General features: G+C 44.7%; 18 protein-coding genes. 12 read left to right on the plus strand and 6 right to left on the minus strand.

Annotated features, from left to right (window positions below; all coding sequences use genetic code 11):
- Positions 1–162: 162 nt before the first annotated feature.
- Positions 163–1071 (minus strand): LysR family transcriptional regulator, encoded by a 909-nt coding sequence (locus G3R49_RS16750; RefSeq protein WP_167870427.1) that lies wholly within the window; start codon positions 1069–1071, stop codon positions 163–165.
- A 277-nt stretch (positions 1072–1348) separates the two neighbouring features.
- Between G3R49_RS16750 and G3R49_RS16755 the strand changes: the two genes are divergently transcribed.
- Positions 1349–1876, plus strand: coding sequence for an NADPH-dependent FMN reductase (locus tag G3R49_RS16755; protein ID WP_167870428.1), 528 nt, complete (start codon positions 1349–1351; stop codon positions 1874–1876).
- Between the two features lie 136 nt (positions 1877–2012).
- Here the strand turns inward: G3R49_RS16755 and G3R49_RS16760 are convergent, their stop codons facing one another.
- Complete coding sequence (locus G3R49_RS16760; RefSeq protein ID WP_210147258.1) at positions 2013–3659, minus strand: hypothetical protein; 1647 nt, start codon at positions 3657–3659, stop codon at positions 2013–2015.
- A 202-nt stretch (positions 3660–3861) separates the two neighbouring features.
- Positions 3862–5082 (minus strand): threonine/serine exporter family protein, encoded by a 1221-nt coding sequence (locus G3R49_RS16765; protein WP_167870429.1) that lies wholly within the window; start codon positions 5080–5082, stop codon positions 3862–3864.
- Between the two features lie 246 nt (positions 5083–5328).
- Here G3R49_RS16765 and G3R49_RS16770 point away from each other — a divergent pair, with 246 nt between their 5' ends.
- The 3 genes from G3R49_RS16770 (at position 5329) to G3R49_RS16780 (ending at position 9198) form a co-directional block, all read left to right on the plus strand.
- The gene (locus tag G3R49_RS16770; RefSeq protein ID WP_167870430.1) at positions 5329–5733 is read left to right on the plus strand and encodes an MAPEG family protein; all 405 of its coding nucleotides are present in this window, start codon (positions 5329–5331) and stop codon (positions 5731–5733) included.
- A 129-nt stretch (positions 5734–5862) separates the two neighbouring features.
- Entirely contained in the window at positions 5863–8247 is a 2385-nt protein-coding gene (locus G3R49_RS16775; RefSeq protein ID WP_167870431.1) for a YgiQ family radical SAM protein, read from the plus strand.
- A 354-nt stretch (positions 8248–8601) separates the two neighbouring features.
- Positions 8602–9198, plus strand: a complete 597-nt coding sequence (locus G3R49_RS16780) for a hypothetical protein (protein WP_130600617.1) — start codon at positions 8602–8604, stop codon at positions 9196–9198.
- Between the two features lie 103 nt (positions 9199–9301).
- Here G3R49_RS16780 and G3R49_RS16785 read toward each other — a convergent pair whose 3' ends face one another.
- Together G3R49_RS16785 and G3R49_RS16790 are read right to left on the minus strand one after the other, a co-directional pair.
- Positions 9302–9874 (minus strand): YSC84-related protein, encoded by a 573-nt coding sequence (locus tag G3R49_RS16785; RefSeq protein ID WP_130600619.1) that lies wholly within the window; start codon positions 9872–9874, stop codon positions 9302–9304.
- Positions 9875–9988: 114 nt separating this feature from the next.
- Positions 9989–10381, minus strand: coding sequence for a nitrous oxide-stimulated promoter family protein (locus G3R49_RS16790; RefSeq protein ID WP_130603463.1), 393 nt, complete (start codon positions 10379–10381; stop codon positions 9989–9991).
- A gap of 421 nt (positions 10382–10802) precedes the next feature.
- Between G3R49_RS16790 and G3R49_RS20010 the strand changes: the two genes are divergently transcribed.
- The 7 genes from G3R49_RS20010 to G3R49_RS16830 all read left to right on the plus strand — a co-directional run bounded on the left by G3R49_RS20010 (position 10803) and on the right by G3R49_RS16830 (position 16507).
- A complete protein-coding gene (locus tag G3R49_RS20010) occupies positions 10803–11549 on the plus strand; it encodes a hypothetical protein (protein WP_210147260.1) in 747 nt (248 codons plus the stop codon).
- Positions 11550–11755: 206 nt separating this feature from the next.
- Positions 11756–12118 carry a hypothetical protein gene (locus G3R49_RS16805; RefSeq protein WP_130600623.1) on the plus strand — a complete coding sequence of 121 codons (363 nt, stop codon included), beginning with the start codon at positions 11756–11758 and terminating at the stop codon, positions 12116–12118.
- On the plus strand, positions 12108–13622 hold the full coding sequence (locus G3R49_RS16810) for a YdiU family protein (RefSeq protein WP_167870432.1): 1515 nt from the start codon (positions 12108–12110) through the stop codon (positions 13620–13622). The genes G3R49_RS16805 and G3R49_RS16810 overlap by 11 nt, the downstream gene beginning before the upstream one ends.
- Positions 13623–13703: 81 nt before the next feature.
- Positions 13704–14015 carry a DUF3630 family protein gene (locus G3R49_RS16815; protein ID WP_130600627.1) on the plus strand — a complete coding sequence of 104 codons (312 nt, stop codon included), beginning with the start codon at positions 13704–13706 and terminating at the stop codon, positions 14013–14015.
- Positions 14016–14051: 36 nt separating this feature from the next.
- Complete coding sequence (locus tag G3R49_RS16820) at positions 14052–15065, plus strand: serine/threonine protein kinase (protein WP_130600629.1); 1014 nt, start codon at positions 14052–14054, stop codon at positions 15063–15065.
- Positions 15066–15249: 184 nt separating this feature from the next.
- On the plus strand, positions 15250–15861 hold the full coding sequence (locus G3R49_RS16825; RefSeq protein WP_130600631.1) for a thiol:disulfide interchange protein DsbA/DsbL: 612 nt from the start codon (positions 15250–15252) through the stop codon (positions 15859–15861).
- A gap of 433 nt (positions 15862–16294) precedes the next feature.
- The gene (locus G3R49_RS16830; protein ID WP_167870433.1) at positions 16295–16507 is read left to right on the plus strand and encodes a DUF1107 domain-containing protein; all 213 of its coding nucleotides are present in this window, start codon (positions 16295–16297) and stop codon (positions 16505–16507) included.
- Between the two features lie 206 nt (positions 16508–16713).
- Here G3R49_RS16830 and G3R49_RS16835 read toward each other — a convergent pair whose 3' ends face one another.
- Positions 16714–16914, minus strand: a complete 201-nt coding sequence (locus tag G3R49_RS16835; RefSeq protein ID WP_130603465.1) for a cell division protein ZapB — start codon at positions 16912–16914, stop codon at positions 16714–16716.
- A gap of 534 nt (positions 16915–17448) precedes the next feature.
- Here G3R49_RS16835 and G3R49_RS16840 point away from each other — a divergent pair.
- A complete protein-coding gene (locus G3R49_RS16840; protein WP_130600635.1) occupies positions 17449–18549 on the plus strand; it encodes a branched-chain amino acid aminotransferase in 1101 nt (366 codons plus the stop codon).
- The last annotated feature ends 67 nt before the right edge of the window (positions 18550–18616 follow it).

Genomic DNA, 18616 nt, shown 5'->3' on the forward strand with positions numbered 1-18616 from the left:
GCCTTTTTAGTTGATTAAAACTGTCTTGGAAACTCTAACCAGGCATCTCGCTGCTATCACATCACCTTTGCCTCCATGCTGACCAATCCTTCTCATGTATTTGATTATCTAATCGCAGTGAATCTTGAAGAACTAGTTATGCTTTAGCGAGAGCAATGCTCACTAGGGCTGTTCTTTCGCCATATCTGTGACCAACAAATCGACCATGGCGCGAACCTTAGCCGATAAATAAGTCTTACTCGGGTAGATGGCAAACACATCGATATGTGTGTGATGGTAGTCGTCGAACAGGGTGACTAATTGACCTGTATCCAATAAGTTGCCCAAGGTGAACTCGGGTAACCTGCAAATGCCGTGGTGATCTAACACCATCGCCACTTCCATTGCTGAGCTGTTACAACCAACGTACTGCTCAACGTCTACAAAGGTATCTTGCTTATTGGCATGACTAAATTGCCAGCGAGTAGGCTGCTTGAGATTGCTATAACAAATACATTTATGATCGACTAATTGCGCTGGCTCGGTTGGGGTGCCGTATTGCTTGAGGTACTCAGGCGTTGCCACCGTATAACCTTTGAATGAGCGTAGGCGCTTGCAAACTAAAGTCGAGTCATCGAGCTGCGCTGTGGCGCGGATGACCAAGTCAAATCCATCTTGAATGACATCGACATGGCGATCGCTTAAATCTAAGTCGAGGGTCACATCTGGATACAGGTTCAAGTATTTAGACAGTACAGGTTGTAAGTACCTTAGTCCCAGTGACACTGGGCAACTAATCTTAAGCTTGCCGCTAGGTTGTTGCAGCTTGTTGTCTAACATCCCTAGCGCTGTTTTGGCATCATTAACCATTTGCTGGCATTGGCGATAAAACACCTCACCTTCAGGGGTTAAGCTTTGCGAGCGAGTCGTGCGGTTGAGCAGGCGGGTGCCAATTCTTTGCTCCAGCTTATTGAAGGTTTTGCTGATATGTGAGGTTGAGTGTCCGGTGGCTTCTGCGGCAGCAGAGAAGCTTTGTAATTCGACTATCTTGGTAAAAATAACCATGCCATCAAATAATTGCGTTTCTTGCATTCTAATTAACCCCGTTTTACCAAGCTTTCAGGTACAGCTTCTCGTTTGTTCAGATAGCAATGTATGGAAATAAACTTAACTTATTGTGAGTCATTGTTAGTTAAATGGAAATAATTATTTTCTTATCACTGGGTTAATCAGCGCGATAATTGTGGTTAAAGTAGACACATATCGATTCAACTCCAGCCCGTTTGGGTGTTACCAGCCTTGGTTACTCAGGCTACTAAGACTCAGGTGATAAGAGCTTAGGGTTAACCGTTACAGATAAGGACACGCCATGAAAATTTTAGCTTTTGCTGCCAGCAGCAGCCGTCAGTCAATTAATAAAACCTTTGCAACTTATGCTGCAAATTTAGTTGAAGGTGCCGAGGTTGAGGTACTGGATATCAACGATTTTGAAATCCCACTGTTTAGTGAAGATAGAGAGAAAGAGCTAGGAAAACCAGCGTTAGCCCAAGCCTTTTACGACAAAATTAGTGAGGCCGATGCGTTGGTGATCAGCTTTGCCGAACATAATGGTTCATATACTGCGGCGTATAAAAACCTATTTGATTGGACATCGCGCATTGATATGAAGGTGTATCAAGGTAAACCAACACTGCTGCTTGCGACTTCGCCTGGGCCTGGTGGTGCTAAATCCGTGCTAGATGCCGCGACGACTTCAGCCCCTTATTTTGCTGCTGATGTTAAAGCGAGCATTTCTTTGCCAAGTTTTTACGACAACTTTGATGTGGCTACTCAGTCAATTAAAGATGATGCCATCGCCACTGAACTAGCGGTTGCGGCTAAGGCGCTCAAAGGCTAGTGCTTTCATGTCTTGATCTGTTACTGCTGCAGCTATCATCAAGTGCGCTGTGATGGTAGCGCTATAGCCCTTAATAAAGCTGATTGAAATGACGCTTTGTTTGTATAAGGGCTTTAGCTAATGCTGTTAGATTCTATTAGAAATGGTTACGCACCTGGAAGCGAAACTCCCAGCTGTTGATCTGCTCACCTTGGGTGAATGGTCTGGCAAAGTCGATATGGGCGATGTTGCCATAGCTGGATTTAGATGAGTAAATACGGGCGCCAATACCAATACTGCCAATCACATCATTAATTTCATTGTTTTCATCTGTGCCGCCAAATGCTTGCCCTACATCGGTAAACACCGCCCAACCTAAGCTTGCTAGCTGCCAGAGATTGATGTTGGGATAGTTACGAATTTCCCCTGTTAATGCCCATTGATTGTCGCCATGCTGGTAATCATTTGGATAGCCGCGAATACCTGTATCGTCTCCTAGGGCGAAAGTCTCGTCGAGGAAGTTATTTTGCGAGCTAGCCAATTTGGCTTTGGCGTAAGCGGTCCACTTAGGGTTGATTTGATAAAAATACTCACTCTTTAAAATCAGCTTGTAGTAATCATCTTGGGTGGTTTGCAGCACAGCTTCAGCATTTAGTGAGCTAAGTAGTAGGTGATCGCCACTGGCATAACCTTTACTGGAATACCAGTTAAGATGGTAGCCAGGCTGGTTGTCTTTGCGGGTATCATTTAGCTCTAACCCTAAGCGAAAGTAGTGATACCAACCTAAATTGAAGTCCTCGTTATTGTTAATAAGGTAAATGTTATTCAAGACTTTAAAGTCATCTTCAATATATTCATAGCCCATCCAAGGATAGGCAAAATCACGATCTTTCGGTAGCTCACTATCAGGCAGAGTTTCTAGATTGCTAAAAGTGTTTTTATCGTAGGTGACACCAAACGATAGTCTGTGTAAGTCTTGCTGACTCTTTTGTAATAAGTAGCCAAACTTGGCATCTAGGTATTGCTGCTGGTGCTCAAATTGATTCACTTCGACACCATTTTGCCTAACGGTATCGGTTTGTGTGTTGTCGAACACTTGCCCGCCATACATGTACTGAGTGTCGAGGGCATAAAACGGCTTGTTAAAGGTGAAGTGGGTGGAGGTACCGTCGCTGTTATCTTGAAAGTTAAAGCCGACTTTAGCGTGTTTTATCCAGCGAAATGGTGCTTTGGCAGAAAACAAGTAACCAGTGCGGTCAGCGTTAGATTTGTACTTAATGCGAGTGGCAATACCTGTGCCGAGAAGGTTGTCTTCCTTGATCCCAATTGAGAATTTGGTCTCTCCGCCACTAGTACCAAAACTGGCTGTGGGTAATAGCGACCAGTTATCCCAGGTTTCTACCACGACTTGTTTTTGCGCCTTGGCTGACTCTTCAGCATCAGGATCATCCACATCACTCATAGTGACTTTGGCGTCACGAATATATGCCTCTGCTCGCAATAGCCTTTGGGCTTCTTCAATTTGTCTTTGGTTAACCTCATCTCCCTCTTCAAAGGGCAGGTTGGCTAGAGTCGTGCTTTCAAGAGTGTTGATATGAAGGAAATTAGCCCATTCGTGGATGAAAAACGTGTCGGGATCTGACAGGTCAAAAATAGGGTGGCTAACCACAATAATATTGCCAACCTTGGATTTTATTAGGTCGTCAGGTTGAGTTTTTGCTTGTGTTTGTGCGTCGTTAGCCTTCACAGAAAGCTGGCTAAAACCTAGAGCCAAACAGCTTAATTGGGCAATTAATCGAAGCATTACTCATCCTTTTATTATTGTCGTTATTCCATTACACGCTTAAAAGGTGTTCATTAATAACACACGTGAAAATGGTTTGAGTCAAGCAATATAAGTGGTTGAGTTAAGTATAGTCGCTTGAGCCAAACTTAATTGGCTCAATGACTTATAAGCAATTGCTAAATTGGATTGGTTAGCGCTAGGCTTGCTTTAGTTAGGGCGACTACAGGGTTTTACGCGGTGGTACCACGACGTTGGCGAAGATAAGTCCAGCCACCAGTGACATGAAAATCAGGAAAATTTGTGCGCCAATATGGATTTGATTAAGCATCACCTCGCCAGACACCAAAGCGTTTAGGCCAATATAGGTTTTACTGCCTGGCACTAGAATTACGATACCTTGCAGCAGTGCTATTGAGACGGGTGCCTTCATCCAGCGCGCATACAGGTTGGAATAAATCCCCACAGCTAATGCGCCGACAAAAATACCAATCGATTCACCTAAATAGATGCCGCCAAGCATAGCTGAGAAGAAGGCGACAATGCCGGCAAAAATGCCCCAAGGAGAGTCTTTAAGGCGCGCTTTAAACAAAATTACCAGCGACATAGACAGGATAGGTACTGCGCTCCACATGGCCCAGGTTGGCAGCTTTTGCGGCTCTACAAATGGCACTTTGCCGAATATGGCGTAACCGATCGTCATGCCGAGAATCGCACCAAAATAGAGCTTAAACAGCAACATGGCGGCGTCCATAATTCGCGCGGTGCCGGAGATCAAATCTCGTGAGGCCAGCTCTGCAAGCCCTAGCGTTAGCGCGAGGCCCGGAATAAAGATGATGATGCCAGATAAAATAACAACAGGAATGTTAATGCTGGGGTCAAAAGTCGCAATACCACAGGCGGTAATGGCACAAACAATTGCTGACAATGGCTCAAGCATTTCCGCCACGCGCTTGGAGCGCTCTGCCCAAAACACCAGTCCATACACCATTAGACCTAATAGTCCTGACCAGATAACATCATGCCAGCCTGTGCCCATCAACATGGCAAAGGCGCCGGAGCCAGCACCAAAGGCGAGCAAGCTAAGACCATGGCCATAAGGGTTCGGCTTGTTGATAATTTCATCTAAGCGCTCAAGGGCTTCATCAACTGAGCGCTGACCCGAGCTAACCTCTTCAACAAGATCGAAAGCGCGGGCAAGTGAGCCTAGGTCAAGCTCGCCCGGTTTTACCCTAGCGACGTGGTTATATTCTTGCTCGGTGTCATGTTGCAGCACGAATGTCATCGAAGTTGGCGAGATCAGAAAATAACCCTCAATACCTAGGGTGCTAGATACCGACTGCAGGTGAGATTCTAGTCGATATGCTGGCGTACCAAACTTGTGCAACGCTTTACCTAATTTAATGATAAATCTGCGTTTTACGAGAAAGTCCTGATTGTCCACTTGGCGTTTTACACTCTTATTGTGATGTGATGACGATAGGGTTAAATCTTGGCGGCGATTCTATCTGAATCCTGCATTTGTTTATAGTCGATAAATAGATAATTTGACCAAAAACTGTAGATTATTTGCTCGCTAGTTGTCACGATAGTTAAGAAACGGGAGTTATGCCAATCAAGCAAGCGTGTTTTCAACCTTTGAGAAAGTGCTGTTAGCTATTTGGTATTAGAACAATAACAAAGGAAGAGTATGTCATTTTTAGTTAGTGGGTTATATGTGTCGCTTACAGCGCTGTTAATTATTGCGCTGTCTTTATATGTGATTAAGATGCGCCGCAAACATAGAGTAGGGATTGGTGATGGTGAGCATAGGGAGTTGTCGATTGCTATCCGCACTCAGGCAAATCTGATTGAAAATGCGCCCATCGTGCTGCTACTCATTGTGCTAGCAGAAGCCAATGGGCTTTCTATACTTTGGTTACACCTATTAGGTTGTGTTTGGTTGTTTGCGCGTATTATTCATCCTTATGGGTTAGTGAAGAGTAACGGCGGCATTCATTGGGGGCGTTACTATGGCATGGCGCTGACCTGGATTGTGGTGTTGGCGCTAGCGGGTGTTAACGTTGGTTTCTATCTTGGTCACGTATTGGATTAGCTTTGCAGGCACAGGTGCTGCGGTTAAGCGCTGCAATCTAATTCGCTTATTTGTTAGCTAAGTTATATACTCGCGCGCTGTTTGTTAGATTGGCTGTTTTTACAGCATGTGTCAGCGGTAGGTTATTTCATGCAAGTTGAGTCGACATTATTTAAGTATCCCAAGTATTGGGCGCATAGCGTTAACGCTGCGCCTTTCTTGCCTATGTCTGTAAAAGAGATGAAAAAATTAGGCTGGGATAGCTGCGACATTATTCTTGTTACCGGTGATGCTTATGTCGATCATCCAAGCTTTGGCATGGCAGTGATTGGCCGTTTGCTTGAAGCGCAAGGTTTTAGAGTGGGGATAATTTCTCAGCCGGATTGGTCTAGTAAGCAAGACTTTATGCGCCTTGGTCGCCCGAACCTGTTCTTTGGTGTAACTGCGGGCAATATGGACTCAATGATCAACCGCTACACGGCTGATCGCAAGCTGCGTCATGACGATGCATATACTCCAGGCAATATAGGCGGTAAACGCCCCGACCGTGCGGTAACCGTTTACACCCAGCGCTGTAAAGAAGCCTTTAAAGAAGTGCCAGTGGTGATTGGTGGTATCGAGGCGAGTTTGCGCCGTATCGCTCACTATGATTACTGGTCTGATAAAGTGCGTAAAAGTGTCATATCAGACTCCAAAGCAGACATCTTGGTTTACGGTAATGCAGAGCGTCCACTTGTGGAAATTGCTCACCGCTTAGGTAAGGGCGAGAGCATTAAACAGATGCAAGATGTGCGCGGTACAACTGTCATGCGCCGCGAAGCACTGCCTGAGTGGAAAGGTGTCGACTCGCGTAAAATTGACCAGCTGCATAAGATTGACCCCATTCCCAACCCTTATGGCGCAGATGATGTGGGCTGTGAAAAGCTATCTGGGCCAACGGATAAAAAGATTTTTGATAATGATGCGCCTAAAGCCATTAGTGTGCAGCCGCATCGGCCTAAGCCTTGGGAGAAAACCTATGTGCTATTGCCTGCTTATGACAAGGTAAAAGACGATAAGTACTTATATGCCCATGCCTCGAGGATTTTGCATCAGGAGCAAAACCCTGGCTGTGCTCGTGCTTTGTTCCAGCCGCACGACCAGCATCGCGGCGTTTGGGTTAATCCGCCTGCATGGCCGTTAAATACCGATGAAATGGACGCGGTATTTGATTTAGCCTACCAGCGTGTGCCGCACCCAAGTTATGGTAAGGAAAAGATCCCTGCCTACGACATGATCAAAACCTCGATAAACATTATGCGTGGCTGCTTTGGCGGTTGCTCGTTCTGTTCAATCACTGAGCATGAAGGACGGATTATTCAAAGCCGCTCACAAGAATCGATTATTAAAGAAATCAAAGATATTCAAGATAAAGTGCCAGGTTTTACTGGGGTGATTTCTGATCTTGGGGGCCCAACGGCCAACATGTATCGCTTAGGCTGTTCAAGTGAAAAGGCTGAAACTACTTGCCGCCGTTTATCTTGTGTTTACCCATCAATTTGTGGTCACCTTGATACCGACCATAAGCACACCATTGACTTGTATCGCGCTGCGCGTGACGTGCCGGGTATTAAGAAAGTGCTTATTGCATCGGGTGTGCGTTACGACTTAGCCACTGAAGATCCTGATTATGTGCGTGAGCTTGCGCGTCATCATGTTGGTGGTTATTTAAAAATTGCCCCAGAGCATACCGAAGAAGGCCCATTATCTAAGATGATGAAGCCGGGGATGGGCACTTATGATCGCTTTAAAGAGTTATTTGATAAGTTCTCTAAGGAAGCGGGTAAAGAGCAATTCTTAATTCCGTATTTTATCTCTGCTCATCCTGGTACGACCGATGAAGACATGGTGAATTTGGCGCTGTGGCTTAAGAGTGAAAAGTTCAAGCTTGATCAGGTGCAAAACTTCTACCCATCGCCAATGGCCAATGCCACCACCATTTATCACACTGAATTAAACTCACTGCGTAATGTTAAGCATGACAGTGAGCAAGTCAGTGTGCCGAAAAAAGGACGTCAGCGTAAACTACATAAGTTCTTACTGCGCTACCACGACCCAGCAGGTTGGCCGATGATCCGTGAGGCGTTGACCAATATGGGTAAAGCCCATTTAATCGGTAATGGCCCGCAACATCTGGTGCCGCCTGAAACTCGTAACGAACAAAATCGCGCGAAGTGGGGGCAAAAACCTAAGTCATCAGCTAAAGCTGGGTCGGCTAAAGGTGCTAAGAAAGGCTTAACTCGCTTTAGTGATAACCAATTTGATGATCGTAAAGGTCAAGGTAAAGCGAGTAACGGCAAAAGTTCAAATGCCAAGGGGTCACATACCAAAAGCTCACATGGCAAGGGCTCTCCTGCCAAAAGCAATGGGCAAGGTGCTAGCGGTAAAGGCGGATCAAGCAATAAAAGCAAAGGGTCAGGTAAAGCTGGCAATGGCTGGGCGACAAAATCCAAATACAGCTCTGGTGCTAGTGCCAAACGTAGAGCGACTAAATAATCTTATTAGCGCACATTTCAAGAGGCCTGTAACTACTTATCGTATTTACAGGCCTTTTTTATGCTTCCGCTCAAATTTACTCTTTGTTCTCATTTTTTATCGTCGTTTGTGCAGTAACGACTTTCAGTCATGGTTAATCTTGTGCCATTATGCTGCAACCAATAATTAGAATAATATCAATTGGGATAAGTTAGTGATCAGAGATTACGCAGGAAAAATCGCTTAGAACAAGGCAGAAATTGCAGCTAGCTATTATTCTACCTACAAAATTTATAACGAAGTTATAAGCGATTTTAACCAGTAAGAATGCTCACATATTTGTGCTAATTGGTATAACTACTTCAAGGAAGTGTCATGACATTCAGTCAAACTTTAACCGCAGCGACAGGTGCTGCACTATTGGTGAGCGCATTATTACCGACTCAAGCTTTAGCACAATCAAGTGAGCAAGATGCGTTTATGGCGGCGATTGCTAAGCATTGTGGTAAAGCCTATGCTGGCAAAGTTGTGTCTACCGATGCTGCTGATGCAGATTTCGCCAACAACTATTTGGTGATGCATGTACGTGAATGTGGTGACAAGCAAATCAAAGTGCCGTTTCATGTGGGGGAAGATCACTCGCGCACTTGGGTGTTAACCAAAACTGAATCAGGCTTACAGCTAAAGCATGATCACCGCCACAAAGATGGTAGTGAAGATAAAGTGACTATGTATGGTGGTGACACAGCTGATAGCGGAAGTGCTAGCTGGCAGTCATTTCCAGTCGATGATTATTCAATCAACAACTTTAAAGAAAACGGTTTAACTCAGTCGGTGACCAATGTGTGGCACATGGGCATTAATGACAAGGTATTTACCTATCAACTAACTCGTGAGAATAGAAATTTTAAAGTCGAGTTTGATTTAACTAAGCCTGTTTCCACGCCGCCGACACCTTGGGGACATGAGTAGTTAGCTACTTGGTAGTAAGCAGAAATAACAAGGCGACTCAATGAGTCGCCTCTTGTTTTGCTCGTTTAGTTGCGGGAGTTCGGTTTGTTATCCCGTGATCAGGTTATTTAGCGTCAAAGGTAAATGATTGTCCTGCAAGTGCAGCTTCATACATTAGGCCGCCTTTAGCTGCGGTAAAAATTGCCATGCCGTTGACATATTGCGCGGCAGCATTGTGATTGCTACCCGCTTGCCCTGCGCCTGCTGAGTTACCGGTTGTGCCCGCCTGAGCGCTAGCACCAACGTTAATCGCTACCGCTGAAGCCTGGGCACTAAACTCAAAGCTGCCGCTGGTGAAGTCATTGTATGCCTCAGCGTTTTTAAAGAAGATGATTTCGCTATAGGCCTGTCCGCCTAACTGAAAACCAATAGAAACTTGCGACAGCGTAGAGTCGCCCGTATGTGTACCGCCACGATAAACCCGGCCTTTACCGTAAGCCGCGCCAATTCCGAAGCCGCCTTTACCTACTGTTGGGAAGATGGCATAGCCATATGCGTTACCAAAAAACTCGCGTGATTCTTCTGCTTTTTTGAAGTTCTTTAAGGCATCGCTATAGTCGTCTGCCCAGGTGTAAGAGCTAAATACAGCAACAGTCATCAACACTGCCGCTGAGATAAGTTTAACGATTCGTGTCATAACAACCTCGTTGTGAATAGTTTGCTTCAAGATACCATAAATTGGCTAAGGGAAATAACAACTCTATGCTGGCAACTTAAGCTTTAAGACAATTACCTTAATGATGAAACTTGCCTAGGCCTGACTTGCTTTGCGAATGTGGCGATTAGACTGGCCTGCTGGTGGTTTACCAGGTGCTGGTTTGCGTTCTGCGAGCAGATGCTTAATTGCCATGATTGGGTGGGGTAGCAACATACGAGGACCTGAGTAAATCATGATTTCTTTGGCCATTTGTTTCATATGTGGCTTGTAGCAGTGTACCGGACATTTATTGCAAGTAGGTTTATCTTGCCCGTAAGGGCAGCGATCTAAACGGGTATTTGCGTAGGCTAAAAAGTCCTGACATTGCTCGCACACACCTGATTTGGAGTTGGTTTTATGATGGGCCTTGCAGTAAATCTCTACCATCGCTGAAATGGTATTGAATTCATAAAGTAATTTGCCGCTAAGTACTTGTGTGTCTGCCATCATCTACCTCTCATACATGCTAGTACTTGATATGCTGGTTATTCATCAGAATGTCGTTGAACCGTTCTGTAAATAACCTAGCGTAGTACTAGGTTATTGTCAGTTTATGCGGGATAAATCGTCGCCTCAAATTAAACCTTGTAGATTTATGAGCTAACGCACAAAAGCACTTAAAGTGTTACTGATAGGGGCTAGATCACTGTATTTAAGTAAATTCCTTGGTTGTTGGGGGTAAATACTTGATTTAGTAGCCGCAAATGCTTTAAAACTGAGTTGCTTGATTAAAAAAACATCTGCCTAACGGATACGTTGATATTCATTGGTAATGCTTATCATCGCGAGATTAATAATACGTGCTTAATTACCGAGCGTTATGGTTAGGGTCTTAGAATCAAATCAATCTGGATGAATTGGTGAAACAATGAAATTTATTTTTATCCTTGTTCTGGTTGTGGTGGCGTTTTACCTATTTAAGCGCACCAAAAAAGTGGCAGAGCAAGAGCAACAAGACAAGCCAGCGCCAATGGCGCCAAAAGCACCTGCAACTGAGCATAAAGCGGTTGAGCTGGAATCTGAACCTGCTGAATCTGATTCTGTTGAACATGCAGTAGAACAAGACGTTGCAACGTCAGAGGATGTGGTTAAATCTGCAGAGCCAGAGCCAGAGCCAGAGCCAGAGCCAGAGCCAGAGCCAGAGCCAGAGCCAGAGCCAGAGCCAGAGCCAGAGCCAGAGCCAGAGCCAGAGCCACAAACCCAGACCAATGCACTTGCTACCCCTGGCGATTGGGCGAGTGATGCGTTTAATGCAACCTTTGCCCAGTATCAGCAGGCTGAGTCTGGCACGGAAGCTCAACAACAAGCTTTAGCGAGCGTAATCGCCCATTGCTATAAAATGCGTAAGCAAGCTGATTATTGCCAGTTTGGTGCAGACTTAGCTCAGGGTTATATCGATAGCTACGACCAGCTTAATAAAGCCGGTGATAAAGCAGATACTAAATCCTTAGTACATATGCACTTAGCGACACTACTCACTGATACCGCTAAATTTTCCCAGGCGATTGAGGTTTGTCAGCAAGCACTAAGCCATAAGTTAACCGATGGCACAGTAACGGGCTTTGAAGGTCGAATTAATCGTATTGAAAAAGCTCAGGCTAAAGCGGGTGCTTAGCTGAGGTCGCACCAACTCTAGGGCAAGACGCAAGTATTTACAGAGTTTCATGCAACAATAGTTGACCTATAAGGTATGATAATACCTAACCCTAAAACGCGAACATTAGGTTCGCGTTTTTTATTTGCAGTTTATTGATATGTGTTACGTATAATCTGCACCATGACAATTCAGTAGCTCTAAAAATGCGACAAGGTGATAAGTTTATGAAGCAGTTTGCAAGTACACCAGACAATGCTCGAACGCAATGGTTATCAAAGTTAACCCTTGGTGTTGTTATCGCAGGGCTTGTGAGTTTATCTGGCTGTATTCGCACTCCTGAATGGACATTGTTTTATGCTGGTGATGAGCAGCAAGCGCCAGCTCAGTATCTTGAGCAAAAATTTATCGCTGGCTATTACGATACTGTCGAGCAATGTCAGGCCAAAGGCCGAGGTTTAGTTAAGCTGAAAATGAGTAAGCTGCCTCTAGAGCAAGCCTATGTGTGTGGCCATCAATGTCAAACCGATGACTCAGGTAACATGCGCTGTCAGCAGCTAGTTGAAGCGAGTGCGTTTGATGGAATTTAAACAAGATTTTTTTGAGCAGCTTGAAGGCTTCTACTCGCAAGTTTATCCCACGTCGATTTCTAATCCACATTGGTTAGGCTGGAGCGCGGAGGCTGCCAAGTTGATTGGTAACCCAGTTGCGGATGATGACTTATTGATGCAACTGTCTGGCAATATCGCGGCCCCAGGCGCGAGTTATTATGCTCAGGTCTACAGCGGTCACCAATTTGGCGGTTATACGCCGAGATTAGGCGATGGGCGCTCCATCATACTAGGTGAAGCACTCGGTGATGCTGGCGCTTGGGATGTAGCTATAAAAGGTGGCGGCCCGACGCCTTATTCGCGCCATGGCGACGGACGCGCGGTAATGCGCTCTGCTGTGCGCGAGTTCTTAATTTCCGAGGCGTTAGCGGCTTTAAACGTACCCACGACTCGTGCGCTGGCGGTAATTGGTTCAGACCTACCTGTTTATCGTGAAGATCAAGAAACCGCGGCAATAACGGTAAGGCTGGCCAAAACTCATATTCGTTTCGGTCACTTTGAGTATTTTTGTCATAGCGAGCAGGGTAGTGCCACCAAGTTAAAGCAGCTGGTGGACTTCACTATTAAGCAGCACTTTCCCCACTTAAGCTGTGATAGAGCAGGCTACGTGCAATGGTTTAATGAAGTTGTCGCGCTAACAGCAAAAATGATAGCTCATTGGCAATCTGTCGGTTTTGCTCACGGGGTCATGAATACCGACAATATGTCGATTATTGGCGACAGTTTTGACTTTGGACCGTTTTCATTTCTCGACACTTTCAAAGAAGACTTTATTTGTAATCACTCCGACCATAATGGACGCTATGCGTTTGGTCAGCAGCCAGGCATTGGGCTGTGGAACCTGCAGCGCCTTGCTCAGGCACTGACACCACTCATTAGCTCAGACGACTTAACCTCAGATGATTTAGTCGCCGCCCTTAACACCTATCAAGCAGAGTTAGTGAAACACTATCTTGCGCTGATGGGGAATAAGTTTGGCTTCAGTGGCTTAGATGGTGGCAGTGATGCTAATTCTGAAAACGCTAGCAGCAAAAGCAGTGAGCTTACAAAGCAGCAAAGCGAAGATTTAAAATTAATCGGTCAATTTACTGAGCTACTTGAGCGTAATCATCTTGATTACACCTTAGCGTTTCGTCAGTTTGGCAAGCTTGATATAGCTAGTCAGCACAGCAGTCTTAGGGATGACTTTGTTGATCTCGCTGGATTTGATGATTGGTATCAAGCCTATCAAAAACGAGTAGGCTGCGTGGATGATTTAGCTTTGTGGCAACAGGCGCGAGATAACTGCAACCCCGCCTATATTTTACGTAACTATTTAGCCCAAGAAGCCATTATTGATATTGAGCAGCATGGTGATAACCGTAAGCTAAAACAACTGCAGCGAGCATTAGCCACGCCATTTACCGAGCGGGCTGAGTTTGAACATTTTGCTCAGCGACCGCCACAGTGGGGCGAAGGGCTGATTTTGTCTTGCAGTAGTTAGCACTACTTAACGCCGATGTTTTTACCCCGAGGTGCTTCTCACTTGAGCATCTCTAGATTAATTAAGATGTAACTACCACATATGTTAACCATTCACGCATTAAAGCTAGATACCGATAGCCAAAGTTTGATTTTAGAAGCCGATGTCGATTTCGATCGCTTTGAGCAATTTGCTGAGCCGCTGGCAAAAGCGCTTGATTGCCAAATCCTCCAGCGCCAATGGGGTGCAGACAGACATCAATGGCGTTTAGATTTTGAATCTTGCGCGCTAACGTTAGAATACGAGTTTTATGGTAATGTGTGCTGGCTCAAAGCAGAGCGTGAGCAAGACTTTGAAGTAGTAAGTTACCTCGCGAGCTTGCTGCAACCCTACTTGTTAGAGATGAAAGCCTAGTTGAGGTCAAATCATAGCATGATTGAAGATAACACTATGACCGAAAGAAACGGTGCAAATACGGCTGAATCGACAGCCGCTTTTGATTTTCAGGCGCTCACTCCTGACTTGATTTTAGATGCCATTGAGAGTCTCTATATTTATCCCGAAACAGGATTATTGGCGCTTAATAGCTACGAGAATCGGGTTTACCAGTTTCGTTGCGATCGCGGTAATCGCTATGTGGTGAAGTTTTATCGCCCGCAGCGTTGGAGCGACGAGCAAATATTAGAAGAACATCAATATACTCAGGCACTGGCAGATAACGAAGTTCCTATCGCTGTGCCGGTTAGCGTTGATGGCAAGACATTGCACCATTATCAAGGTTACCGATTTACCTTGTTCCCATCGATTGGCGGCCGCTCATTTGAAGTGGATAACCTTGACCAGCTCGAATCAGTAGGGCGCTTTATTGGTCGTATTCATCAATACGGCGCGCAAAATCCATTTAACTATCGCGAGTCACTGACACCTGAAATTTTAGGTGTGCAGCCGCTTGAATATTTAAAGCAATCGAACATGGTTGCCAAAGCCATGCAACAGGCATTTTTTACGGTAACAGATCAGGTGCTTGAGTTGACTCAGCAGCAGTGGCGTAATTATCAAGGCACGACATTACGCCTACACGGTGACTTACATCCTGGCAATATTTTGTGGACCCCAGACGGCCCAGGCTTTGTTGACCTTGATGACGCCAAGCAAGGCCCAGCAGTACAAGATTTATGGATGATGTTAACGGGTGATAGGCAGCAGCAAACATTGCAGTTAGATATTCTGCTTGAAGGTTATCAAGAATTTAGCGACTTTGATAAACGTGAATTAGCACTGATTGAACCGCTAAGGGCTTTGCGAATGCTTAACTACAACGCTTGGCTGGCTAAACGTTGGCAAGATCCTGCATTTCCAATGAACTTCCCCTGGTTCGGTGATGTCAAATACTGGGAACAGCAAACACTGGCTTTTAAAGAGCAATTAAGTGCACTGCAGGAGCCATGTTTAACCTTATACTAATCGCAAATTTGTAGAGCTCAGTTGCTAACTTGCAATGAAAGGGTTAATAAAAATTTACTTAACCGCAAGCGGGTATTTTGTTACAAATACTCTTAAAAAGCGATTGAGCTCAGTGACTCGGCTCTATTATGATACAGTCACGAACCGCTACTAATCGAACAGTAGAACACACTAAGGAACTAAAATGAAAAAAGTTTTATTGGTCATGGCTGCACTATTATTCGCGCCACTAGCTGCCAATGCCGCTCAGTACGAAGAAGGTGTACATTACACCGTCATTAACAATGGCCCAGGTTCAAGCAAGCCTGAAATTACTGAGTTTTTCTCTTTCTACTGTGGTCACTGCTACAACTTTGCTAAAAACGTTATCCCAACAATTGAGAAAACTCTGCCTAAAGGTGTGAAGTTCAATCAAAATCACGTTGAGTTTATTGGTCGTGACATGGGTATTGAAATGTCTCGTGCTTTCGCAGTAGCGCATCAGCTTAAAGTGGAAAAGAAGATTGAACACGCACTGTTCCAGGCTATTCACGATAAGAAGCAGCGTTTTGTTACACGTGACGATATTCGTAAACTATTTATCGCTTACGGTGTTGACGGTAAAGACTTCGATGCAGCAGCGGACTCTTTCATGGTGAAAGCGCAGATGTCGAAAATGAAGCGGGAAACTGAAAACGCGCAAATTCGTGGCGTACCGGCTTTAGTGGTTAATGGTAAGTACCGTGTTGAAACCGGTGCAGTGAAAAGTTACGACGAGCTGTTAGCGATTGCATACTACCTAGCTGAGAACAAGTAGTCTCAAGTAGTGATATCTAACTAATTAAAAGCAGCCAAATGGCTGCTTTTTTTATCGCCTCAAACATTAATTGTTGTTTATAGTCGTTACGACTTTGGAATAGTCTTAGTAAGTTATGCTAATAGGCAGATGGAGTGGTGGAGCCTAATATCTTGAGACTAGATCAATGATTTAGTTAGATATAAATCATTAGGAAAAAAAAAACCGTATGCCGAAGCGATACGGAATAGAGTCAATTGACTCGGTTTTTACCCTGAGTAACGATACAGATAGTAACAGTGTGTCAATTTTTTGGCAAGTGACATTTTATTGTCGCCTTGTGATTAAGCTCAAATTCATAAAAAAGTCGTAAGCTTCGTGAAACTTGTGAAAACCAATACTGTCTAATTTGAGTATTGGAAAAACATAGAACAATTATACAGCCGGAGGCAGTATGCGCATGTTTCCCGTTTATTCTCCTAAACTCATCGCTAAGCATGTCAGAATTTTCTTAACTGGGGTGATTTGGGTCAAGGATCTCGGTCAACTTGAGTTTTCAAATGGGCGCTTTTTGATGCCTAAACGTAGTCTGCCACAGGTAAGAAAAGCTATTTCTGAGCTTAACTCGCTACTTGAGTCGCAAAAGGTGAGTCCGGGCCCTGCTTAGATAATATGAGAGCTTCACGCAGCTTTTAGCATGTTAGTCTTCATAAATAACAATTCGTAAATATAAAAAGAGCAGGCCATTGCCTGCTCTTTTTATATTAATCTCGCCCTCACTGCAAAGGGTTAGCTAGGCACTCAGTCGTTGCTTTGACTACTCACGCTATTTCAGTAGCTGAGGGTATGACACAAGTGCTAGAAATCAGCTAATTAGGTTTCGCTATTTAGCAATCCAACAAGGCCGTTCACCTTGTCATTCCATGAGTTTAGATCTTGCTGAAGCTGCTCATTTTTAGCAGTAAGCTGTTCGTTCTTTTGTTTCTCTTCTTCGAGCTCCATTTTTAGTAGCTCTACACTTTCAAGTGTTGCTTGGATCTTGCTTTCCAGTTGGGACAATAGTTCAAGGCTCATGGCGCGTCCTGTCAGTTTCATGGTGGAGCCTTGATTCTATCAGTGCCAGCCCTGATAGGAACAGCAGAAAACGTTAAGTGACGATAAATTAATCTAAAATAATGACTTTATACCCAAGCAACTTCGATATACAGGGTGCAGAGCATCTCATTCGGTTCAGTTCGAGGCGAAAAGTCGACGTAATGGCATTCTCTTTCTAGGCGTTTCAACAAAGAAATGGGCCTAATGAGTCGCTCCCAAACGGCGATTTTGATTGTCTTTCATGCTTTGCTGCTGATTATTAACCTAGAGTAACTATGTATCAAATCCTCGCCGAGCCTGAAAACCAATCTATTCTCGCTGAACATGCATCTTGAGGTTGTTTGGGTATATGTAAGTGCAAGCTCGTTCAAGTAATCAGCATTAGCGACTTGAGTAGAATCTGGGTGCTTGTTCATTTCAATTGACGTATTTTAGTTGAAGATTAAACACGACAACTTGACTTTGTTAGCTAGCCTCCATAGTCTGCAAGCTCTGTTTTAAAGGTGGTATGCAATGGAAATAAAATATAATTTAAAACCCGCTTCAGAGCGCCGCACTGAGCAATTCAAGCCAGAAGGTAATGTTGGCTTTGGTAAGCTTAGAACTGATCACATGTTTTTGATGGATTATCGTGACGGTGAGTGGGTCGACCCGCGTATTGTGCCTTATGGACCATTTGAAATGGCGCCAGGGGCAATGACATTGCATTATGGCCAATCAATTTTTGAAGGTGCAAAAGCCTTTAAGCATGATGACGGCGAAATCTATACCTTCCGCCTAAACAAAAATGCTCAGCGTATGAATCGCTCGGCAGATATCGTATGTATTCCGAATATTGACGAGCAATTACAAGTGGATGCCATCAATGCTTTGATTGATGTTGATCGCTTATGGTTCCCAGAGCAAGACGGTGCATGCTTGTACATTCGCCCATTCATCTTTGCAACAGAAGATCGTCTATCTGTTAGCCCAAGTGAGCAGTACACCTTCTGCGTCATGTTAAGTCCATCTGGCGCGTATTACTCAGCTGATGGCGTTAATGAAGGCATTCGCTTACTTATCAGCACTGAGTTCCACCGCGCTGTTTCTGGTGGCACGGGCGCTTCTAAAGCTGCCGGTAACTATGCGGCATCACTACGTGCTGGCAAGGCTGCTGCAGAGTACGGCGCAGCGCAGGTATTGTATTTGGACTCAACCAATACTCAGATTGAAGAAGTGGGCGCGATGAATCACTTCCACATCTTAAAAGATGGCACTGTCATTATTCCTGAGTTTACTGACACCATTTTAAAATCTATTACCTCGCAATCTATCATGGAGCTTGGTGAGCAACTTGGCTGCGAAGTGCGCCAGGAAACAGTCATGCTCGATAAGTTTATCGCTGATATTGAAGCTGGTGAGATTGTTGAAGCTGGCGGTTTTGGCACTGCAGCTGTGGTTTCTCCAGTGAGCTCGTATATCTTCGAAGATGGCCGTATCGTGACCGTTGGTGATGGCAGTGTTGGCCCACGAATTAAGCGTATCTATCAGGTTTATACTGATATGCAAAAAGGCTTGATGGCAGCACCTGAGGGCTGGGTACAAAAAGTTGAGCGCGTTGCACCGCAAGGTTAATTCGCGGATATTAATTGAAAAAGGCGCCGATGGCGCCTTTTTTATGAGTGATTTGTGATGAGAGCTT

The sequence above is a fragment of the Shewanella sp. WXL01 genome (assembly GCF_012263345.1).
Classification (GTDB): Bacteria; Pseudomonadota; Gammaproteobacteria; order Enterobacterales; family Shewanellaceae; genus Shewanella; species Shewanella maritima.

Bases quoted from the DNA above. Each gene is read 5' to 3' on its own strand.
- G3R49_RS16750 (WP_167870427.1), bottom strand. From the start codon at position 1,071: ATGCAAGAAACGCAATTATTTGATGGCATGGTTATTTTTACCAAGATA.
- G3R49_RS16755 (WP_167870428.1), top strand. From the start codon at position 1,349: ATGAAAATTTTAGCTTTTGCTGCCAGCAGCAGCCGTCAGTCAATTAAT.
- G3R49_RS16760 (WP_210147258.1), bottom strand. From the start codon at position 3,659: ATGCTTCGATTAATTGCCCAATTAAGCTGTTTGGCTCTAGGTTTTAGC.
- G3R49_RS16770 (WP_167870430.1), top strand. From the start codon at position 5,329: ATGTCATTTTTAGTTAGTGGGTTATATGTGTCGCTTACAGCGCTGTTA.
- G3R49_RS16775 (WP_167870431.1), top strand. From the start codon at position 5,863: ATGCAAGTTGAGTCGACATTATTTAAGTATCCCAAGTATTGGGCGCAT.
- G3R49_RS16780 (WP_130600617.1), top strand. From the start codon at position 8,602: ATGACATTCAGTCAAACTTTAACCGCAGCGACAGGTGCTGCACTATTG.
- G3R49_RS16785 (WP_130600619.1), bottom strand. From the start codon at position 9,874: ATGACACGAATCGTTAAACTTATCTCAGCGGCAGTGTTGATGACTGTT.
- G3R49_RS16790 (WP_130603463.1), bottom strand. From the start codon at position 10,381: ATGGCAGACACACAAGTACTTAGCGGCAAATTACTTTATGAATTCAAT.
- G3R49_RS20010 (WP_210147260.1), top strand. From the start codon at position 10,803: ATGAAATTTATTTTTATCCTTGTTCTGGTTGTGGTGGCGTTTTACCTA.
- G3R49_RS16805 (WP_130600623.1), top strand. From the start codon at position 11,756: ATGAAGCAGTTTGCAAGTACACCAGACAATGCTCGAACGCAATGGTTA.
- G3R49_RS16810 (WP_167870432.1), top strand. From the start codon at position 12,108: ATGGAATTTAAACAAGATTTTTTTGAGCAGCTTGAAGGCTTCTACTCG.
- G3R49_RS16815 (WP_130600627.1), top strand. From the start codon at position 13,704: ATGTTAACCATTCACGCATTAAAGCTAGATACCGATAGCCAAAGTTTG.
- G3R49_RS16820 (WP_130600629.1), top strand. From the start codon at position 14,052: ATGACCGAAAGAAACGGTGCAAATACGGCTGAATCGACAGCCGCTTTT.
- G3R49_RS16825 (WP_130600631.1), top strand. From the start codon at position 15,250: ATGAAAAAAGTTTTATTGGTCATGGCTGCACTATTATTCGCGCCACTA.
- G3R49_RS16830 (WP_167870433.1), top strand. From the start codon at position 16,295: ATGCGCATGTTTCCCGTTTATTCTCCTAAACTCATCGCTAAGCATGTC.
- G3R49_RS16835 (WP_130603465.1), bottom strand. From the start codon at position 16,914: ATGAGCCTTGAACTATTGTCCCAACTGGAAAGCAAGATCCAAGCAACA.
- G3R49_RS16840 (WP_130600635.1), top strand. From the start codon at position 17,449: ATGGAAATAAAATATAATTTAAAACCCGCTTCAGAGCGCCGCACTGAG.